General features: G+C 68.1%; 24 protein-coding genes and 1 pseudogene. 15 read left to right on the forward strand and 10 right to left on the reverse strand.

The annotated features are described in order from the left end of the window. Positions 1 to 27 precede the first annotated feature (27 nt). Positions 28 to 324, reverse strand: a complete 297-nt coding sequence (locus BW730_RS15355) for a cupin domain-containing protein (protein ID WP_237267968.1) — start codon at positions 322 to 324, stop codon at positions 28 to 30. A 235-nt stretch (positions 325 to 559) separates the two neighbouring features. Between BW730_RS15355 and BW730_RS15360 the strand changes: the two genes are divergently transcribed. Beyond that, complete coding sequence (locus BW730_RS15360; RefSeq protein WP_077687032.1) at positions 560 to 883, forward strand: hypothetical protein; 324 nt, start codon at positions 560 to 562, stop codon at positions 881 to 883. On the opposite strand, the gene BW730_RS15365 is transcribed toward BW730_RS15360, so the two are convergent. Further along, positions 880 to 1,362 (reverse strand): GNAT family N-acetyltransferase, encoded by a 483-nt coding sequence (locus BW730_RS15365; protein WP_077687033.1) that lies wholly within the window; start codon positions 1,360 to 1,362, stop codon positions 880 to 882. The genes BW730_RS15360 and BW730_RS15365 overlap by 4 nt on opposite strands. A gap of 181 nt (positions 1,363 to 1,543) precedes the next feature. On the opposite strand from BW730_RS15365, the gene BW730_RS15370 reads away from it, so the two are divergent. The 7 genes from BW730_RS15370 (at position 1,544) to BW730_RS15400 (ending at position 5,727) form a co-directional block, all read left to right on the forward strand. After that, positions 1,544 to 1,921 carry a rhodanese-like domain-containing protein gene (locus tag BW730_RS15370; protein ID WP_077687034.1) on the forward strand — a complete coding sequence of 126 codons (378 nt, stop codon included), beginning with the start codon at positions 1,544 to 1,546 and terminating at the stop codon, positions 1,919 to 1,921. Continuing rightward, positions 1,921 to 2,670, forward strand: a complete 750-nt coding sequence (locus BW730_RS15375; RefSeq protein ID WP_158522691.1) for an SGNH/GDSL hydrolase family protein — start codon at positions 1,921 to 1,923, stop codon at positions 2,668 to 2,670. The genes BW730_RS15370 and BW730_RS15375 overlap by 1 nt, the downstream gene beginning before the upstream one ends. 122 nt (positions 2,671 to 2,792) lie before the next feature. Next, positions 2,793 to 3,080: a 30S ribosomal protein S6 gene (gene rpsF / locus BW730_RS15380; RefSeq protein ID WP_077687036.1), complete on the forward strand. Its 288-nt coding sequence runs from the start codon at positions 2,793 to 2,795 to the stop codon at positions 3,078 to 3,080. 124 nt (positions 3,081 to 3,204) lie between these two features. After that, positions 3,205 to 3,747 carry a single-stranded DNA-binding protein gene (locus tag BW730_RS15385; protein WP_077687037.1) on the forward strand — a complete coding sequence of 181 codons (543 nt, stop codon included), beginning with the start codon at positions 3,205 to 3,207 and terminating at the stop codon, positions 3,745 to 3,747. Between the two features lie 97 nt (positions 3,748 to 3,844). Then, complete coding sequence (gene rpsR, locus BW730_RS15390) at positions 3,845 to 4,084, forward strand: 30S ribosomal protein S18 (RefSeq protein WP_077687038.1); 240 nt, start codon at positions 3,845 to 3,847, stop codon at positions 4,082 to 4,084. A gap of 17 nt (positions 4,085 to 4,101) precedes the next feature. Continuing rightward, the gene (gene rplI / locus BW730_RS15395; protein WP_077687039.1) at positions 4,102 to 4,548 is read left to right on the forward strand and encodes a 50S ribosomal protein L9; all 447 of its coding nucleotides are present in this window, start codon (positions 4,102 to 4,104) and stop codon (positions 4,546 to 4,548) included. Between the two features lie 165 nt (positions 4,549 to 4,713). Next, on the forward strand, positions 4,714 to 5,727 hold the full coding sequence (locus BW730_RS15400) for a M48 family metallopeptidase (RefSeq protein ID WP_077687040.1): 1,014 nt from the start codon (positions 4,714 to 4,716) through the stop codon (positions 5,725 to 5,727). A 3-nt stretch (positions 5,728 to 5,730) separates the two neighbouring features. On the opposite strand, the gene BW730_RS15405 is transcribed toward BW730_RS15400, so the two are convergent. The 3 genes from BW730_RS15405 to BW730_RS15415 all read right to left on the reverse strand — a co-directional run bounded on the left by BW730_RS15405 (position 5,731) and on the right by BW730_RS15415 (position 8,622). After that, positions 5,731 to 6,093 carry a VOC family protein gene (locus BW730_RS15405; protein WP_077687041.1) on the reverse strand — a complete coding sequence of 121 codons (363 nt, stop codon included), beginning with the start codon at positions 6,091 to 6,093 and terminating at the stop codon, positions 5,731 to 5,733. A gap of 10 nt (positions 6,094 to 6,103) precedes the next feature. Beyond that, entirely contained in the window at positions 6,104 to 6,904 is an 801-nt protein-coding gene (locus BW730_RS15410; protein WP_077687042.1) for a phosphotransferase, read from the reverse strand. Positions 6,905 to 8,205: 1,301 nt separating this feature from the next. Further along, positions 8,206 to 8,622: an MmcQ/YjbR family DNA-binding protein gene (locus BW730_RS15415; protein ID WP_077687043.1), complete on the reverse strand. Its 417-nt coding sequence runs from the start codon at positions 8,620 to 8,622 to the stop codon at positions 8,206 to 8,208. A gap of 545 nt (positions 8,623 to 9,167) precedes the next feature. Between BW730_RS15415 and BW730_RS15420 the strand changes: the two genes are divergently transcribed. The 4 genes from BW730_RS15420 to BW730_RS15430 all read left to right on the forward strand — a co-directional run bounded on the left by BW730_RS15420 (position 9,168) and on the right by BW730_RS15430 (position 11,188). Continuing rightward, entirely contained in the window at positions 9,168 to 10,007 is an 840-nt protein-coding gene (locus BW730_RS15420) for an alpha/beta hydrolase (RefSeq protein WP_077687044.1), read from the forward strand. Beyond that, positions 10,004 to 10,180 (forward strand): hypothetical protein, encoded by a 177-nt coding sequence (locus BW730_RS18685; RefSeq protein WP_158522692.1) that lies wholly within the window; start codon positions 10,004 to 10,006, stop codon positions 10,178 to 10,180. The genes BW730_RS15420 and BW730_RS18685 overlap by 4 nt, the downstream gene beginning before the upstream one ends. A gap of 307 nt (positions 10,181 to 10,487) precedes the next feature. After that, entirely contained in the window at positions 10,488 to 10,754 is a 267-nt protein-coding gene (locus BW730_RS15425) for a hypothetical protein (protein ID WP_077687045.1), read from the forward strand. Then, on the forward strand, positions 10,715 to 11,188 hold the full coding sequence (locus tag BW730_RS15430; protein ID WP_077687046.1) for a hypothetical protein: 474 nt from the start codon (positions 10,715 to 10,717) through the stop codon (positions 11,186 to 11,188). The genes BW730_RS15425 and BW730_RS15430 overlap by 40 nt, the downstream gene beginning before the upstream one ends. Before the next feature lie 7 nt (positions 11,189 to 11,195). Here BW730_RS15430 and BW730_RS15435 read toward each other — a convergent pair whose 3' ends face one another. The 4 genes from BW730_RS15435 to BW730_RS15450 form a co-directional block, all read right to left on the reverse strand. After that, complete coding sequence (locus BW730_RS15435) at positions 11,196 to 12,569, reverse strand: L-serine ammonia-lyase (protein ID WP_077687047.1); 1,374 nt, start codon at positions 12,567 to 12,569, stop codon at positions 11,196 to 11,198. 45 nt (positions 12,570 to 12,614) lie between these two features. Further along, positions 12,615 to 14,201, reverse strand: coding sequence for an MFS transporter (locus tag BW730_RS15440; RefSeq protein ID WP_158522693.1), 1,587 nt, complete (start codon positions 14,199 to 14,201; stop codon positions 12,615 to 12,617). Between the two features lie 412 nt (positions 14,202 to 14,613). Beyond that, entirely contained in the window at positions 14,614 to 15,102 is a 489-nt protein-coding gene (locus tag BW730_RS15445) for an SRPBCC family protein (RefSeq protein WP_077687049.1), read from the reverse strand. Positions 15,103 to 15,107: 5 nt separating this feature from the next. Continuing rightward, a complete protein-coding gene (locus BW730_RS15450; RefSeq protein WP_077687050.1) occupies positions 15,108 to 15,458 on the reverse strand; it encodes an ArsR/SmtB family transcription factor in 351 nt (116 codons plus the stop codon). A gap of 156 nt (positions 15,459 to 15,614) precedes the next feature. On the opposite strand from BW730_RS15450, the pseudogene BW730_RS15455 reads away from it, so the two are divergent. Beyond that, positions 15,615 to 16,709, forward strand: a pseudogene (locus BW730_RS15455) (thiamine pyrophosphate-binding protein); the annotation flags it as partial. Between the two features lie 334 nt (positions 16,710 to 17,043). Here the strand turns inward: BW730_RS15455 and BW730_RS15460 are convergent. Continuing rightward, on the reverse strand, positions 17,044 to 17,784 hold the full coding sequence (locus BW730_RS15460) for an SDR family oxidoreductase (RefSeq protein WP_077687052.1): 741 nt from the start codon (positions 17,782 to 17,784) through the stop codon (positions 17,044 to 17,046). A gap of 67 nt (positions 17,785 to 17,851) precedes the next feature. Here BW730_RS15460 and BW730_RS15465 point away from each other — a divergent pair, with 67 nt between their 5' ends. Next, positions 17,852 to 18,409 (forward strand): TetR/AcrR family transcriptional regulator, encoded by a 558-nt coding sequence (locus BW730_RS15465; protein ID WP_145952915.1) that lies wholly within the window; start codon positions 17,852 to 17,854, stop codon positions 18,407 to 18,409. A 77-nt stretch (positions 18,410 to 18,486) separates the two neighbouring features. Then, complete coding sequence (locus BW730_RS15470) at positions 18,487 to 19,050, forward strand: hypothetical protein (RefSeq protein WP_145952916.1); 564 nt, start codon at positions 18,487 to 18,489, stop codon at positions 19,048 to 19,050. Positions 19,051 to 19,272 lie beyond the last annotated feature (222 nt).

A 19,272-nucleotide genomic window follows, 5' to 3' on the forward strand; every position in this document is an offset into this window, starting at 1 on the left:
TCAGGCGATTGGCTGGTGGGCGCAGGGTCAGCCGCGCACCCACAGCGGGGCCGCCCCGGCAGCCAGTCGCGCATAGTCGGGGGCGCCTCGGAGGGCCAGTTCCGCGCCGCCGGGCAGGTAGATCGCGAGGATCCGGAGCTGCTTCCAGCCCGTGTTGAACGTCGAGTGCTCCGTGCCCTTGGGGATGAAGATCGAGTCGCCCGGCCCGACGTCGAACTTCCCGGAGTCGCCGACGGTCTGTTGGCCTGTGCCCTCGAGGATGACGAGGACCTCGTCCGACTCCGGATGCGTGTGAATGTCGTGACCCATGGTCGGATTGATCACGACCTCACCTACCGTCGCGGGCGCTCCTGGGAAGTGCTCGTCGGAGACCCCCACTTGATCGACCCCCAGTCGAACACCTCGGTCGGGAGGTCGGCTTGCCTCGTGTGCGTTGTCATCATGGCCTCCTTGCCGCGACGTCGCCCCGCGCATCCGTGCGCCGAGGCTGGCCACCAATCTAGGCCGCGGCCCAGCCGCCCACCCGCTACGCGCAGAAATCGCCCCATAGACTCGGGCCATGGCGAAGCGAATCTGGTGGGCGACCTGGCCAGGCGCCGTCGCGATGGGCTGCTTCGCGTTCCTGCTTGGCTCGGCGGGCACTCTCACCGGCGCCATCGGCCTGCTGATCCCGCCGCCCGACGACGCCGGGATCGACTTCGAGGTGCAGGCACAGCCGGTGTGGCTGACCGTGCTCTGGGCCGCTCAGGTGCTCGCGGGGCTGGTGCTGCCGATCCTCACGACCTACTGGGCGCGCAGGAAGTGGGCGGGCTACGTCCTGCTCGGGCTCGGGCTCGCGGGCGTGCTCGGCATCGTCGGCCTGTTCCAGTCGGGCATCCTCTAGCCGCGGATCGGCTTGACCATCGTGTAGTTCACCAGGCTGACCCCGCGGATGACGGGGTGGTCCTCCGTTTCGACGGTGAAGCCGAGCCGTTCCAGCAGCGGTCGCGCCAGCAGGCTCGCGTGCACCGTCATCGCCGACGCGCCCACCGTCCGGGCCCGCTGCTCGACCTCGGCCAGCAGTCGGGTCGCCACGCCACGGCGGGCGAAGCGCGGCGAGACGAACAGCATGTCGATCAGGCCGTCGATGTCGATGTCTGAGAAGCCTGCGACCTCGTCCGAGACCGTTGCGACCACGGTCGCCCGGCTTGAGCGGCGCTGATGCCAGTCCTCCAGGTTCCGGTCCGCGGGCGAGGCCCACGCCGCGACCTGCTCCGGGGTGTACTTGCTGGCTGCGGTGATCGTCACCGCGTCGATGAAGACGCTCAGTGTCGCTTGGGCGTCCTTGGATGTGTAGGTGTGCACCTCGACCTGGTCGTTCATCTCCCCATCTTGTCATCGCGCGCCCGGGCTTTGGCCTGCTTCTTCGGTTGGGGTCGACGGAGGTCCAGTCCCGCCCGGCTGGCGTCGACGCGTCGCCCCGACGCGCTCCCACCCGGGGTGTTTTAGCCGTGACGACCCGCCGAGACTTGGCTCTGGAGCTTTCGCGAGCCACGATTGCCCCATGGGATTGATGGACTTCCTCGGAAAGCGCTCGGCGGGAGGGCTGAGCATCGAAGAGACGCTGATGGCGCTCAGTAAGGGCGCGGTGCTCATCGACGTGCGCACCCCCGTCGAGTACGAAGCGGGGCATGCACCCGGCGCAAGGCCGGTCGACCCCAAGCTGCTGAGGGAGAGTCCGGTCGACGCCATCCACGGCGACGATCCCCTCGCCGAACGCGATGCCGCGGTCGTCGTCATGTGCGACAACGGGCTGCGTTCCTCGCTCGTCGCCGCTCAATTGCGCGAGTCCGGTCTGCTCGCCGAGTCGGTGGCGGGCGGGCTGCGTGCATGGGCCAAGGACGGCAACCCCGTGCTCCCCGGCCCTTACCGGCGCCGTTGATGAACAGGTTCGCGGCCGGCTTCGCCGTCGGCGCGGCGCTCGCCGGTGCGGTCGCCGCGGGATACAACTACCTGCAGGGCCATCGGCTGATCAACGGTCACGTCGAGTCCTACCGGGAGCACTGGGAGACGCGCAGCGAGTCACATCCCGACGGGGTGCTCCACTATGTCGCGCTTGGCGATTCGGCGGCGCAGGGTGTCGGTGCGACCCACGTCGGCGCGAGTTACGTCGCGCTGCTCGCCGACCGGCTCTCTGAGGCCACGGGGCGCGACGTCGCGATCACCAACCTGTCGATCTCCGGCGCCGTCAGCGGCGACGTCGTGACGCGCCAGCTTCCCGTGCTGCAGAACCTCGGATTCACGCCCGACCTCGTCACCCTCGACATCGGAGGAAACGACGTCGTCTTCGCCGCGGACAACACCGTCGAATCCTTCGCGGCAAGCTTCGAGGCGATCCTCTCCGCGCTTCCGCCCGGGAGCTTCGTCGGTGACGTGCCGTGGTTCATGGTGCCTGGCCTCTCGAAGCGGTCCAGGTCCATGACGGCGAGGGCATCGGAGTTGATCGCCAGTTACGGCCACCACCTCGTCCCGATCTACCAGGCGATGCGCGAGACGGGCTACCTGAAGTTCCACACCAACACGGCGGCGGACTGGTTCCACCCCAACGACAAGGGCTACCGCGCGTGGGCCGACCTGTTCTGGGCCTCGATCGTGGAGAGCGGGAAGCTCGACGAACTGCGCGGAAGGTGAGCAATTTCCGCGCCGGTGAGGCGCACGGTAGAGTGGCGCGCTGACTGACCATCTGGTCGGTCACGCCCTCCTGCCGCGGGACAGACCCGTGGCCGTTAGTCCGAAGGAGGTGGGGCTGAAGTATGCGTAAGTACGAAGTCATGGTTCTCATCGATTCCGACGTTGATGAGCGTCAGGCACCCGCACTCGTTGACAAGCACCTTGAAGTCATCACCAAAGATGGCGGCACCATCGACAACATCGACATCTGGGGACGTCGTCGCCTTGCGTACGACATCAACAAGAAGTCTGAGGCGATCTACGCCGTCCTCCAGTTGACCGCTGAGCCGGCGACCGTTTCCGAGATGGACCGTCTGATGTCCATTGACGAGAGGGTTGTGCGCACCAAGGTTCTCCGTCTCGAGGACTGAGTTCTTTTCCACAACTTCCCGGTTACCTGAAAATGTGTCGGCACGCTGGCCCAGAATCTCAGGTACCACGAGGTGAGTCGGCCAAACGGCTCACCGAAGTCCGATCATCGGAAGGCAGATAGACATGGCAGGCGAGACACCCATCACGCTCATCGGCAACCTGACCGCCGATCCTGAGCTTCGCTTCACGCCCAACGGGGCCGCTGTCGCGAACTTCACGGTCGCTTCGACCCCCCGCACGTTCGATCGTCAGACGAACGAGTGGAAGGACGGCGATGCCATGTTCCTCAACTGCTCGGTGTGGCGCCAGTACGCCGAGAACGTTGCCGAGTCCCTCACCAAGGGGTCTCGCGTCATCGTCTCGGGCCGGCTGAAGTCGCGCAGCTACGAAACCCGCGAGGGCGAGAAGCGCACCGTGTTTGAGGTCGACGTCGACGAGGTCGGTCCCGCCCTGCGATACGCGACCGCGAAGGTCACCCGCACCACGGGTGGCGGCGGCGGTGGCGGCTCGTGGCAGGGCAATCAGGGCGGCGGCGGTGGCAACACCAACGCCCAGCAGTCTGACCCCTGGGCCAGCTCCGGCAACGCCGGTGGCAACGCCGGCGGCAACAACCGCGGCGGAAACGATCCGTGGGCCCAGTCGCAGCCTGAAGAGCCCCCGTTCTGATACAACCGCTTATCTAGCCCGCTCGGGCTAGCTGGCACATTCCGTCGAGAGACGGGCTTTCAGGGCACCACGCCCCCTAGCAAAGGAGAGCACCACAATGGCCGGTCCACAGCGCAAGCCTGTGAACAAGAAGAAGCTCATGCCGGTGAAGACGACTCGCGTCGCCAACATCGACTACAAGGACACCAACACGCTCAAGAAGTTCATCTCCGAGCGTGGCAAGATTCGCGCCCGCCGCGTCACTGGACTCTCGGTCCAGGACCAGCGCAAGGTCGCCATCGCCGTCAAGAACGCGCGCGAGGTTGCCCTGCTGCCGTACGCGTCGACCGCTCGCTGATCTGGAAGGGAAGAAATATGAAGCTCATCCTGACTGGCACGGTTGACAAGCTCGGCATCGCCGGCGACATCGTCGATGTGAAGGACGGCTACGGCCGTAACTTCCTGCTGCCCCAGGGCAAGGCGATCCGCTGGACCCGCGGTAACGAGAAGCAGATCGACGGCATCAAGCGTGCCCGCGACGCCCGCGAGGTTCGCGGCGTCGAGCACGCGCAGGAGATCCGCTCGCAGCTCGAGGGCCTGAAGATCGAGATCCCCGCCCGCGTCTCCGAGCAGGGTCACCTGTTCGGTGCCGTCACCTCAAGCGACCTCGCTGTCGCGGTGAAGAAGGCCGGCGGTCCCACGATCGACAAGCGCTCGGTCTCGTTCGCGAAGCCGGTGAAGACTGTCGGAACCCACGCCGCCAACATCAAGTTGCACGGCGCGGTGTCTGCTCACGTCCCGTTCGAGGTCGTCGCTCAGTGATCTGAGAGACCTTCGACGCAGCAAGACCCCGGCCGATCGGCCGGGGTCTTCGCATTCCCACTGGATGTGCGCTCGACGTGGCGCGACCGGGGTGGCGTCGAATCACCGTCGACGGACGACCAGGGTCTGAGGCACGCTGAGCCGCGAGCCGGGCACACTGGAGCAATGAACGAGAGCAGCGAGACCACCCGTCACCGAGTCGTCCTCAAGGGCATCTCCAGCAGGGCATGGGAGCACCCCGCCGACCGGGGAGCGCTCGTCGCCCTCCGCAAGCTGCAGGGTTTCGACACCATCTTGCGCAAGTTCTCCGCGTTCATGAACGAACGCGCCATCAAGATGCAGCTCCTCGGCTCCGCGGTGCGCGTCAGCGACCGCCAGTTCCCCCGACTGCAGCGCCTGCATGCTGAGGCGGCGACCACTCTCGATGCCCCTGAGCTCCCCGAGCTGTACGTGATCGCCTCTCCCGTGTTCAACGCCATGACCATCGGCATCGACACCCCGAAGATCGTCGTGAACTCGGCCCTCGTCGACCTGCTCGACGACGAGGAACTGCGCTTCGTCCTCGGCCATGAACTCGGCCACGCGCTCAGCGGTCACGCCCTCTACCGCACGCTGCTGCAATACATCCTGATGTTCGGCATGACGCTGACCAGCGTCCCGTTCGGCGGCATCGGCCTGATCGCGCTGCGTTCCGCGCTCAGTGAATGGTCGCGAAAGTCGGAACTCTCCTCCGATCGCGCCGGGCTCTTGGCCACCCAGGACGTGCAGGCCGCGATCCGCGTCAACATGAAGCTCGCCTCGGGCGGCCACCTCGAGGACCTCGACCAGACCGAGTTCCTGGCGCAGGCCCGCGACTACCAGGACACCGACGACCTGCGCGACTCCATCGCGAAGCTGCTGCTCGTCGACGGAACGACACACCCCATGAACGTCGTGCGGGCAAGCGAGATCCGCCGCTGGGTGGACTCCGGCGCCTACGCAGACATCCTGGGCGGCAACTACCCGCGGCGCGCGGGCGACAAGGACGCCAAGATCTCGGCGGAGGCAAGCGCGGCAGCGGAGGCCTATTCCAAGGATTTCAACGAGAGCGATGACGCCCTCGCGAAGCTCGCCAAGGACGTCGGCGGCGGCATCAGCGACCTCGGCAAGTGGGTCTCCGGCAAGGTGCGAGGCGAGTAGCCCTCACGCCTCTTCGATCAGGGTGAGCTGCGTGCCATCCTGGTCGACGAGGTACCCGATCCTCAGCCCTGAAGCTTCGACGCGCGGCTCGTGCAGTCGTGGGAACCCGACGGTGGCGACGGGAACCGCGGCGTTGCGGATCGCGCCCCACAGTTCGTCGAGGTCCGCCACGCGGACCGTGCACTGGAATCCGCTGCTGTACGGGTCGACGTCGACGTGCAGGAAGAACTCCAGGCCGAGCGGCCCGCGCTGCAGGATCAGCCAGCGGCCGTCGCGGTACTGCTCGACGAACCCGAACGACCCGTAGAAGACTGCCGTTCGGTCGAGATCCCGCGAGGGCAGGTTCGGGACTGTGCGATCGGCCATGCCACCCAGACTAGGCATCCGTCGCCGATCGCGCGGGTGGGTCAGCGGTCGCGTCAGAGGAAGCGGGGGTGGCAAGGGCGGCCGCCCAGCGCGCGCTGTGCGTCTCGACGTAACGCAGGGCAGCCGACCAGTGTGCTCCGTGACCGGAGAGGTACATCGAGGCCCATGGCTCGCGACCGTCGCGATGGGACGACTTCAGGAGGTCGAGCATCGCCGCTGTCCGGGCGGTCATCGCCTGTGGGAGTGCCTCCCGGAGTTCGGGGTCGGCGCCATAGCCGTCGACGAACGCGGTCAGCCGGGCGGCCGCGACCTCCGGTGGAGTCGTGGCGTCGTTCAGCGTGAACGCTTGGGCGGCGTAGGCGAGGTCCCAGAGCCGGGTGCTTGGCGCGGAGGCGTCCCAGTCGATGAACACCCACCGGTCGCCGACGATCAGGTTCCAGGGTGCGAGGTCGTTGTGGCAGACCAGATCGGCGCCGGGCGCGGGGATCGCCGTCTCCCACACGGCATCCGCTGGCGGGACGAATCCGACGCTCGCGTCGTGGATCCGGCGGACCATCGAACCGACCCGTCGCAGGTCCGCGTGGGAGAGGGGGTCGACGTCCATCGCGCTCGGGCCGATCACGAACTCCTGCACGGAGCGGCCACGATCGTCGCGCCCCATCGGCTTGGGAGCATCGACACCTGCGGCTCGGAGGCCCTCGACATACGCGGTGACGCTCGGCGTCGCGGGGGTCCACGGCTTGCGCACCGTGTCCCCGGCGCGGACCACGGCGTCGGTCGCGTTGCCCCCGGTCAGCGCCTGCTCGTCCACGCGCCCAAGTCTAGGCAGCGACGCTGCTGGTTGAGCCAGCCGCGGCGACGGAGTCGCCCGTGGGCTGTGTCGAAACCCTCGTGGGGTGCTCGGGGACTCGTTCCCCGAGCTTGTCGAGGTCCGCTGGTTGAGCCAGCCGCGGCGACGGAGTCGCCCGTGGGCTGTGTCGAAACCCTCGTGAGGTGCGCGGGGACTCGTTCCCCGAGCCTGTCGAGAGGCTGGCCGCTGCTGGTGGTTGCGGACCTTTCGACTCGGCCGCGCGACTTCGTCGGCGGGCCGGCTCAAGGAACGATGGGTCCCGCGGGCGCGCCGGGGCGTCGGGAGGCGTGCGCAGGGGACTGGCGGTGGCTGTTCCCCGAGCTTGTCGAGGGGTCCGAGAGTCGATGGCTGCCGGCCGTTGCTGGTGGTTGCGGACCTTTCGACTCGGCCGCGCGACTTCGTCGGCGGGCCGGCTCAAGGAACGATCGGCCCAGCGGGCCGCCGGAGCATCGGGAGGCGTGCGCGGGGACTCGTGTCGGTCGTTCCCCGAGCTTGTCGAGGGGTCCGAGAGTGGATCGCTGCCGGTGGGTGTGGTGGTTGCGGACCTTTCGACTCGGCCGCGCGACTTCGTCGGCGGGCCGGCTCAAGGAACGATGGGCTCCGCGGGCGCGCCGGGGCGTCGGGAAGCGTGTTCGGGGACTGGTGTCGGTCGTTCCTCGAGCTTGTCGAGGGGTCCGAGAGTGGATCGCTGCCGGTGGGTGTGGTGGTTGCGGACCTTTCGACTCGGCCGCGCGACTTCGTCGGCGGGCCGGCTCAAGGAACGATGGGCTCCGCGGGCGCGCCGGGGCGTCGGGAGGCGTGCGCGGGGACTGGTGGTGGCTGTTCCCCGAGCTTGTCGAGGGGGCCGAGAGTGGATCGCTGCCGGTGGGTGTGGTGGTTGCGGACCTTTCGACTCGGCCGCGCGACTTCGTCGGCGGGCCGGCTCAAGGAACGATGGGTCCCGCGGGCGCGCCGGGGCATCGGGAGGCGTGCGCGGGGACTGGTGTCGGTCGTTCCCCGAGCTTGTCGAGGGGTCCGAGAGTCGGCCGTGGCTGGTGGTTGCGGACCTTTCGACTCGGCCGCGCGACTTCGTCGGCGGGCCGGCTCAAGGAACGATCGGCCCAGCGGGCCGCCGGGGCATCGGGAGGCGTGCGCGGGGACTCGTGTCGGTCGTTCCCCGAGCTTGTCGAGGGGTCCGAAAGCCGACGGCCGCTGGCGCGGTCGCGGTCGCGGTCGCGGTGGAGTTTCGACTCGCCACAACCTCAACCTCAACCGCCCGTGCCTCAGGGAACGCGCGGCCAGCCCTCCTCGCGCGCGTCGAGTTCGGCGATCCGCCGAACTCCCGCCGTCTCCCGGTAGGACAGTTCGACCAACTCCGCGATCTCCGCCCAGTCGGTGTCGTCATCGACGCAGATCCCCAGCCAGCCGTACGGCCCGATGTAGCCGGGCACGTGGACCCGCGGCTCCTCGGCCAGCGCCAGGCGCTCGTCCTCGGGGAGCAGGACGCTGACCGTCCTCGGGTTGGTCACCCATTCCCCATCGACCTTGTAGCTCATCCCGAAGTAGGCGAACACCTTGCGGGTGAAGAACGCCGGATGCCCGACCACCAACTTCTCGCCCGCTCCGGGGAGCGCGAGGGCGATGTCGCGCAGCCTCACGAGGTCGGGGTCCAGCGGGTCGAACCGCGGGGATTCACTCATGCCTCATCCTGGCACGACTGGGACCATCCCCATCGCCCGCCGTTGGAGTCCGCTGGCATGGCGCCTGCCCCAGACCCCGCGCACGTCACGAGGTTTCGACCGATGCCGGTCGCTTCGCGCCCCGCCATGGCTCAACCAGCAACACCCGCCATGGCTCCTGCCGCCGAGACTCCGGACACGTCATGGGGTTTCGACCGATGCCGGTCGCTCCGCGCCCGCCATGGCTTAACCAGCGGCCCGAGACTCCGGACACGTCACGGGGTTTCGACCGATGCCGGTCGCTTCGCGCCCGCCATGGCTCAACCAGCAAGGCCGATGCCGGTCGCTTCGCGCCCGCCATGGCTCAACCAGCAAGACCCGCCATGCCTCCTGCGGCCCGAGACTTCGGGCATGTCACGGGGTTTCGACCGATGCCGGTCGCTCCGCGCCCGCCATGGCTCAACCAGACCCCATCCCTCAACCAGCAACCCGCCATGGCACGACCAGCGATCCGAGGCCCAGGCGCCGCTGACCATCCCATCCGCGTGGCCGTCTAGGGTTGTGCCATGCGCAACTTCACCGTCGAGTTCAACCCCGAGCGGAACGTCACCCTCGAGGCGACCGTGTTCGACCTGCCGAGCCCGGACGAGCAGCCGACCTCGCTCGAGTCGCCGCGACCCGCGGTGATCATCTGCCCGGGCGGCGGGTACGAGTTCCTGTCGCAGCGCGAGGCCGACCCGGTCGCCGCGGGCTTCCTCGCCAAGGGCTTCGACACGTTCGTGCTGCGCTACTCCATCCGTGAGCACGCGATCGGCCTGAACCCCCTCATCGACGCCGCGCGCGCCGTCCGGTGGGTGCGACTGCACGCCGCAGACCTCGGCGTCGACCCCACCCGGATCGCCTTCCTCGGGTTCTCCGCTGGTGGTCACGTGTCGGGCATGATCGGCACCAGGTGGGACGAGCCGAGCCTCCACGAGGCCGAGCGCGCCGAGTACGAGGCCCTCACCGCGCGGGGCCTTGACGCCAACGTGGGCCTCCTCGACGTCAGCCCCCGACCCGACGCGATCGTGCCCTGCTACGCCGTGTTCAACTTCGACTGGGTCGATGACCGCACCGACGAGATCTCCTTCAGCGACAGCATCGCGGCCGTCACCGACCAGACCCCGCCCACGTTCCTGTGGACGACCAACGAGGACAACGTCGTCCCTCCGACGCAGTCGCTCAGGTTCGCGACCGCCCTCTCCGACGCGGGCGTTCCCTTCGAGTACCACCACTTCGCGCGCGGCGAGCACGGCCTGTCGACGGCGACCCCGGTCGCCAACGCCGACCGCGTCTCGCTCCCGGAGAACGCGCACGCCTGGCTCGACCTGTGCGCGTCGTGGCTGCGCGCCACGTGGGGCCGATGAGCGCCAGGTTCCTGACCAGTTGGCCCTGCCAGGACGCCTGCGGCACCGTCGAGACCGACGAGAGGGTGGAGGGTGCGCCGGTCTACCGCTGCCCGGGCTGCGACTCGTCCTGGATCGAACTGAACGAGCGGACCGAGACCAACGGCGCCGGTCCGAAGCCCGCCGAAGACTGAGCCCGACCGACCGCTCGCTCCCACCGCGCGGTGGGCGCCGGACGTCGCCCACGCCCACCGCACGGCGGGCGCCAGACGGTCGCCGTCGACCGTCTCGTCGTCGGGCGACCACAGGATCGACCGGGCCCGACGGACCGGACAACCGACCGCGCCATCTCCCGAGGACCCTCCCGGGCGCGGCAGGGTGAGCCCCCTCCTGCGGGCACTTCCGACGCCGACTGCTACCCTCACCTGGGCGCCATTAGGCATCTGACAAGGCATGAGACGCCCCTCGCATCGAACCGGCCGACCAGAGGAGCCACCCGAAATGCCAACCAACGCCCAGCGTCTCGGCTCCGTCATCGTCGGAGTCGTCCTGCTCGCGGTCGGCGCCGTGCTGCTCCTGGTCGTCGCCCAGCATCTCCCCGACGCGCTCCGCTGGCTCGGCTGGCCCTTCGTCGTGGCGGGCATCGCGAACCTGGCGCTCGTGCCGCGCTACTCCCACGAGCAGGCGCCGCACAACGACGAGTTCGTCCCCTCGACGCCGGTCGGCCGGTGCTCGGGACGCCCCAGGTCCAGCACCTCGCCACCGTGATCGACCGGGAACTCGGCGACCTGCCGCACCGCGTCACCACCGCGCCGAACGCAGTGCGCATCTACTACGACTCGGGCACCTTCAGGCGGCCGGGATCGCACCAGACGATCCGGTTCCGCTGGCGCACCACCCTGTTCAGCGGCGGCGACCCCAATGCCTTCAACCGCGTCGACCTCGACCGGACGCGGCGACGGAACAAGCAGAGAGTCAGGGTCGGAAGCGCCGTCGGGGGTAGCTTCCAGGCGACCATCGGAGCCGACGGAGTGGAGGTGAAGACGCTCAACAGGAGCGTGTTCTCGCAGGCGATCAACCGGGCACTGGCCGAGTCGGGCACCCGCACCGTCGTGCCGACGCTCGCCATCGTCGGCATCGTCAACGCCGTGTTCGGCGTGGTGATCGCCGTGGGGGCCACCGTCTCGGCCCTGAGCATTTAGGGCGCCGTCAGCACTCGATGAAGGCGACCGCGAGGCCGCCCTCCGAGGTCTCCTTGTACTTGCTCAGCATGTCGCGGCCCGTGTCCCGCATGGTGCGGATCGCCTGATCGAGCGTCACCCGGTGCGTCCCGTCGCCGTTGAGCGCCAGTTGCGCCGCGTTGATGGCCTTCACGGCCGCCATCGCGTTGCGCTCGATGCACGGCACCTGCACGAGCCCGCCGATCGGGTCGCACGTCAGGCCAAGGTTGTGTTCCAGCCCGATCTCCGCCGCGTTCTCGACCTGCGCGGGCGTGCCTCCCAGCACCTGAGCGAGGCCGGCGGCCGCCATCGCGCACGCCGAGCCGACCTCACCCTGGCAGCCGACCTCGGCCCCGGAGATCGAGGCGTTCTGCTTCAGCAGCACCCCGACGGCGGTCGCGGCGAGCAGGAAGTCGACGACATCGTCGTCGGTCGGGTCTTCCGCGAAGTCCATGTAGTAGTGCAGCACCGCGGGAATCACGCCCGCCGCCCCGTTCGTGGGGGCGGTGACGACGCGCCCGCCGCCCGCGTTCTCCTCGTTGACGGCGAGCGCGTACAGGTTGACCCACTCCATCGCCGAGAACGTCGCGGTGATCAGGTTCGGCCTGGCGTCCCGCGTGAGCCTACGGAGCAGGTCGGGGGCGCGACGCGGCACATGCAGCCCGCCAGGGAGGATTCCCTCCTGCTTCACGCCACGGTCCACGCAGGCCTCCATGACCTTCCAGATCCTGACCAGCGCGGCCCGCGTCTCATCCTCGGTGCGGTATGCGGCCTCGTTGTGCAGGATCACCTGGGCGATGCTCAGCCCCTCCTGCTGGGCGATCCGCAACAGTTCCTCGGCCGAGGAGAACGGATGCGCGACGGCGACCTCGCTCACCCCGGTCTCCCCGCGGGCCGCCTCCTCCTCGTCGACGACGAAGCCGCCGCCGATGGAGTAGTAGCGATCCATGTGGACCACGTCACCGTGCTTGTCGTAGGCGGTGACGTCGAGCGCGTTGGGATGGCGGGGGAGCGCCTCGCGGTGGAAGGTCAGGTCGGTGGCCCAGTCGAACGGGATGGGCTTTCGGCGCGCCAGCACCAGTCGACCCTCACGTCCGACCGCATCCACGGCCGCCGCATAGTCGTCCGGGTCGGTCGCCTCAGGAAGGAAGCCCATCAACCCGCCGACGATCGCCTTGTCGGTCCCGTGCCCGACGCCGGTCGCCGCGAGCGAGCCGTACAGGTCGATGTGCACGCGGGCGACGTCCTCGAGACGGTGCGCGATGGCGTCGGAGAACAGCGCCCCAGCCCGCATCGGCCCCATGGTGTGGGACGACGAGGGCCCGATCCCGATCTTGAACAGATCGAGCGCGCTGATGGACATGGACGCCTCCGTTGGTCGACTGATCACGAATCTAGCCCAACGCGGTCAACTCGTCGCCTCGACTTCGTTCTGGTGCGTCCACACCTTGATGCGCAGCGGGTGCCTGGCGATCCTGACCCGCAGGCCCTTGTGCAGCGCGAAGTAGGCGAAGATGCCGACGGCGCACAGCCCGGTGGTGATCGACGCCACAGCGACCGAGGCGCGGGGCCCGAGGGTCTGCCCGATCCAGCCGATCAACGGCGAGCCGAGCGGGGTGCCTCCCATGAAGATCGCCATGTAGACGGCCATCACCCTGCCCCGGAACTCGGGCGCGGTGCCGAGCTGGACAGACGCGTTCGCCGTGGTCAACGCCGTCAGGGAGAAGAAGCCAGCGGGGATCAGCAGCAACGCGTAGGTCACGTAGTTCGGCGAGAGCGTCAGCAGCAGGGTGCTCACGGAGAAGCCGATCATCGACAGCACCAGCACCCGAAGCGTCGGCCGCGTTCGGCGGGCCGCCATGAGCGCCCCGGCGAGAGTGCCGACGGCCATGACGGTTCCGAGCAGTCCGAACTCGGCCGATCCGACCCCGAACTCGGTCGTAGCCATGGTCGCGTTGAAGATCTGGAAGTTCATCCCGAAGGTGCCAAGCACGAAGACCATCACGAGCACGACGATGAGGTCGGGCCTGCTGCGGAGGTAGCGCAGACCGTCGAGCGCCCCGCCGCGCGTCTTGGCGATGGGCGCGGGATGCAGTTCGTCGGCGTGCATCAGGAGGATCGCGCCGATCATGGCGATGAAGCTCAACGCGTTGATGAGGAGCGTCGGCCCGACGCCGACGGCCGCGACCAGCAACCCCGCGAGGCCGGGGCCCGCGAGGCGGGCACCGTTGAACGACGTGGAGTTCAGCCCGACGGCGTTGGGGATGTACTCGCGCGGAACGATCTCGGAGACGAACGCCTGGCGTGCCGGGTTGTCGAACGCCGTGATCGCGCCCATCAGCAGCGCGAACACGTAGACATGCCACAACTGGACCTGGTGGCTCGCCACCAGCGCCCACAGCCCGAGCGCCGTCAGCATCAGGCCGATCTGGGTGACGATCAGAACCTTCCGCTTGGGGTACCTGTCGATCACGGAACCCGCGTACGGGGCAAGCAGGGGGATCGCCAGGAACTGCAGCGCCGTCACGATGCCGAGCGCGGTGCTCGAGTTGTCGGTGAGTTCGGTCAGGACGAGCCAGTCCTGGCCGATGCGCTGGATCCAGGTGCCGAGGTTGCTGACCAGCGCGCCCAGGAAGTAGTAGCGGTAGTTGCGGATCGCCATCGAGGCGAAGGTCTTCATGCGTTCAGGCATCCGAGACCTCCAGCAGCAGGTCGGCGGCTTGCCGTAGCAGGGCCAACTGCTCGGGGTCTTGTCTTCCAGGTGCTTGAGCATCCAGGTGTCTCGCTCGGCGATGGTCTCGCGCACCACGCTCTCGCCGGCCTCGGTCGCCCGGACGAGGACCTGCCTGCGGTCGTCCGGGTGCGGGAACCGCTCGACCAGGCCGTCGTCGACGAGGCAGTTGATGGTGCGCGTCATCGACGGCGCGCTCACCCGGTCGTGCGCGGCGAGTTGGGTCGGTGTCTGAGCCCCGACGCGGTGGAGGTAGACCAGCACCGAGAACTGGTGGGGGCGACGGCGCTCGTGGACTCGAAGCGGACCCGCCGGGCGATGCGCTGGCAGGCCAGTCGGAGGTCGTTGGCAAGCGAGAACATCTCCGATTCGCCGGTGTTGTGCTGCTGAGTCATGTCTGTTCCCCTCGTCGTCCAACTCGTTACCCTAGCTCATTAGCTCAGCTAATCAAAGTCTCAACGGTCTTCGCGGAGGGTGGTGGACGGCGAGGAGGTAGGTGGGCGCGGGTATGGTTGAGCCTTGAGCAGGATCCGTTCCTCGTGTGACGGGTGCCGGACGTGAACGGGCACATCGTCAACGAGCCACGGATGCTGCTCAAGACCTGGTCAGGGGGCGGTGGTCCCGTTCGCGAGGTCGCCCTGTCGTCCGCGCGCCGTGGGGTCGGTGACGTCGGTCGTCAGGAGGCGAGCAGGCCGTCGATCTGGCCCATCGCGGAGGTCGCGCCCTCGATGACGCCCATGTTCAGCACCTGCTGCAGCGCCTCGGCGCTCGGGTAGGTGGTGACCGCCGTCATCCGCGTGTGGTCACCGTCGGGCTCGAAGGTGAAGGTGTTGGAGCCGACCGGAAGGTCAGGGTTCTCCGCGAAGGAGTCGTCCACGGCGAAGCCGTCCTCGAAGGTGAAACTGGTGGGCTCGTCGACCTGCGTGATCCTCCAGAAGCCGTAGTACCTCTCGCCGTCGGGGCCGGTCATGTAGTAGTTCATCCGACCTCCGGGGGTGAGGTCGTGATCGACGAAGGTCGCCGGATGGGTCGGCGGGCCCCAGATGCGCTCGAGTTGGCGCGGGTCGGCATAGACCTGCCACAGGCGCTCGACGGGGGCGGCGAAGTCGGCGGTGATGGTGATGGTGCGGGACTCGAGGTCGTGGGTTGCATCGGTGAGGGGCATGATGGTCAGCCTTTCGGTGTGGTGTGCGGGTCGGTCCCGCCTAAGAGGTCGTCGATCCGTGCGATCCGACCGCGCCAGATGCCCTCGAGTTCCTCGAGCATCCCGCCGACCGATCGCACGGCCTCGATGTCACCGCTTGTCAACGCCTCGCGGCCTTGCCGCCGCTTGGTGATGAGCCCGGCTCGTTCGAGGACCGCGATGTGCTTCTGGACGGCGGCGAAACTCATGTTGTACTTCGCCGCCAGGGCCGAGACGGAGTGCTCGCCAGCCAGGACGCGGCGCACGATGTCGCGCCTCGTCCGGTCGGCGAGCGCGTGGAACAACGCGTCTGCGCGATCCTCATCCTGCTCGGTCATGAGACAAACATACAACCAAACGGTTGTGAGTCAAGAGTTGTGGACGGTTTCTTGGTCGACGGTGTCCGACTCGCGCGTGTTCGCGTCGGGATGAATCGCGTTGACAAGGGACATCGTGCGAACTGGCTTGTCGGCGACGGCGAATGTACAAGAATCATGGACATGGCTACCGTCGCGCAGAATCTGATTTCATCGCTCGAAGCCCAAGGAGTGGAACGCATCTACGGCCTCTCCGGTGACTCGCTCAACGGTCTCACCGACGCCGTGCGTAACTCGAAGAAGCTCGCCTGGGTTCACGTCCGCCACGAGGAGTCCGCCGCCTTCGCGGCAGGCGCCGAGGCTGAACTGACGGGCAGGCTCGCGGTCTGCGCCGGCTCGTGCGGGCCGGGCAACCTGCACCTCATCAACGGCCTCTTCGACGCCCAACGCAGCCGCGTTCCCGTCCTGGCGATCGCTGCGCACATCCCCTCGCAGGAGATCGGCTCGAACTACTTCCAGGAGACCCACCCGCAGGAACTGTTCCGCGAGTGCTCCGTCTACGCCGAGCTCGTCAGCAGCCCGGAGCAGATGCCTCGGCTGCTCCGGATCGCCATGCAGGAGGCCATATCCAAGCGCGGGGTCGCCGTCCTTGTGATCTCGGGGGACGTGGCGCTGTCGCAGGCCGTCAGCGACGAACTCGCGCTCGCCTCCGACGCGCTGCCCCGCGTGATCCCCGCCGACAGCGACCTCCGTCGCGCCGCGGAACTGCTCGACGCGGGGCGCAGGATCACCATCCTCGCCGGCGCCGGAGCCGCGGGAGCCCACGACGAACTGGTGGCCCTGGCCGACACGCTCGGCGCCCCGATCGTGCACGCGATGCGCGGCAAGGAGTTCATCGAGTACGACAACCCGTACGACGTCGGCATGACGGGGCTGCTCGGGTTTGCGAGCGGCTACCGGGCGATGGCGACCGCCGACACCCTCCTGATGCTCGGCACCGACTTCCCCTACCAGCAGTTCTATCCCGACGACGCCACCATCATCCAAGTCGACGTGCGGGGAGAGCAGCTCGGGCGCCGCGTCCAGCTCGACCTCGGCCTGATCGGCACCGTCAAGGACACGGCCGCGGCGCTGACGGGCCTTGTCACCCGCAAGAAGAACCGGTCGCACCTCGAGGACGCTCAGAAGCACTACCGCAAGACGCGGGAGAAGCTCGACGAGCTGGCCACCCCGTCACCGAAGGGCAAGCCGCTCCACCCGCAGTACCTGTCCCGACGGGTGCTGGGCGGACCACGAGCAGACACGCTTCGTCGGATATGTGGGGGCTGCATACGTGGGTTCGCTAGGAGTCCGGTATGAGTGGCGCGAGGGAGGGTTCCCGGATGCTCTGCGTTCCCAGTTCTTCCACTTCACTCACCCGGTCATCAACTGCTACACCGACGAATACTCCGTTGCCTTCGGCGGGCCTCGACAGCCGGGCTGGTTTGCACGCCTAAGTCAGTGGGTCAATAAGCCCAGGTGAACGGCGCCGACACGACACCAGGTCATAGCCTGCGCTCCGCGGCTCGCGACAAATGATCGCGTGGTGGTCCTGCTGATCGATCGACTACTGCAGCTTGCGGGAGGCGAGCCAGTCACTCAGGACGGGGCCCACGATGGGGGTGGTGGGTGGGGGTAGGAGAGCCCCGTTGGTGAAGGCCTTGCCATATGTGGTGGGGATGGTGACCTCCACTGGACGGGGTGACGGTGGGCATGTGGCGCGGGTGAGTTCCTGGAGGGTCATGGTCTCCGGGCCAGCCACCTCGACCAGATCGTGGGGCCGGTCCGAGAGGGCTTCCTCGGCGATCGTCTCTGCGACCGCGTCGAGTGCGACGGGCTGGATCTGCATCGCCGGAACGATGGAGACGGGACCGACCTTCATGCGTTGCTGGTTCTGGCCAGCGAACTCGAACCACTGGGTGGATCGCACGATCGACAACCGTGGACTCACCTGGCGGGCCACGCGCTCTTGCTCGGCCTTCGCGGCGAAGTAGCCGTAGCCCCGTACCTCGGGAAGGTCGCAGTTCACGATCGACAGCAGCACATGCCGGGTCCCACTGCTTTCGGTTGCGCGGGCGATGGTGCGGGTCGAGGTGGTGAAGAACTCCTCCGCGGGTCGCCGCCGCAGGAACGTCCCACCGACGGCCTCGATGACCACGTCGAACTCCGTGAGCCGGTCGCTGGCTTGGGCGTCGCGGACGTCGAATCCGGTCGACCTCGACATCACCACGCACTCGGCTCCCCGTTGCTCGACGGCGTGCTGGATCGCCAAACCTGACGTTCCACCGCCCACCACTGCCACTCGCATGTCGCCTCCCTCGGGTCTCTACGCTCGTAGAGTCTCTATGATCGTAGAGCACGAGCGAGGGGGAGGCATGGAGCGCAAGGATGTGATCGCGGATGCGGGGATCCGGCTGGTGGCCCGCGAGGGTGTCCATGCCCTGACCCACCGTCGGGTCGATGTCGAAGCGGGACTGCCCGCTGGGTCGACGTCGTACTATGCCCGCACACGACGAGAGCTGGTCGCGCTGGTCGCAGCACGCCTGTCCGACGGGTCCGCAGGAGACCTCGACCACCTCGTCATCCCGGACGTCCTCACCCCTGCGGAGGCTGGCTGCATCCTGGCAGGGGTGGCCCGTGGCATGGCTGGGCGCGGTGATGCGCAAGCGGCTCGATTCCTGCTGATGCTGGAGGTCCGCGACGACCTGGAGCTGCGGGACCTGCTCACCCCCGCCGCCGCGGTCCGCAGTCAGGTCACCGACCTCGCGGCGCGGCTTCTCGCCGCTCTAGGAGTCCCCGAGGGAGTCCGTGACGTTCCGGCATCCCAGTTGGTGGTGCTGGTGGATGCGCTGTTGATGTACGACACGAGTCACGCCGAACCTGTCGACCTCGAGACCACACTGACGGCCTACTTACGCGGGATCATCGGATGAGCACGAGCCATCCGACGCAGACGCGGCCCGAGCCAGGATGGCCCGACCACTGCCTGTTGGGTGGGAGCCTCAGCTGGATGCTCGCCGAGTCCCTGAGGGCTCTTGCCGGCCGCATGCCTGACACCAGCGGCCTCGAGGTCTGGGTGGCCGCCCACTTGGCGGCGTTGCGGGGAGCCAACGAGCTGACGATGCTGACGCTCGTGCTGGTCCTGACAGGGCTCATCGGAAGGGTCGAGCCACTTCGCCGGCCGGCCGGTCTGGCCTGGGCACTCGGGATCGCGGGCGCGCTCATTGGGTCGGCGTCGCTCCTGCTGTTGGTCGCGGTGGAGGGGCGTCTCGTCTACCCCATCCCCGGACTGCCGCTCGACGTCACGACCCTGCCGCTGGTCGCAAGCCTCGTCCTGGGCGCACGCCACCTGGTCGCACTCGGCGGGGCACTGTCAACGGGAGCATTCACGATCCATGTGCTCCAGGGCAGCATGAAGCCATCGCCCCTGCTTGCAACCGTGGGCGGCTTGGGCGTCGCATCCCAGCTGGCGGCTTCTTTTCCCTGGCTCTGCCCACCCTGGGTGCCCATGGCAGCCAGCCTCCTGCTGGCCACCTGGACACTGTTGACCCTCAGGGAATGCAGCGGGTTGTGACCCAACCCTCTGCGGCAGATGAGTGCGTTCAGCGGGGAGGGCTTCGATGGGGATCCAGCGCCTCCGCAGAAGTCTCTCGACTGAGTACGCCAGCGTGCTCAACGGGCACGGGGATAGGCGCGTAGTTGGACAGGCGACTGGCCCAGGTGGCTCAGAACTGAATGAGCTTCCCGATCTGGCGGTCTGGAGCCAGTCATGGGCGACCGGCCCGAACAGCGGCGA

The organism is Tessaracoccus aquimaris, from assembly GCF_001997345.1.
Classification (GTDB): Bacteria; Actinomycetota; Actinomycetes; order Propionibacteriales; family Propionibacteriaceae; genus Arachnia; species Arachnia aquimaris.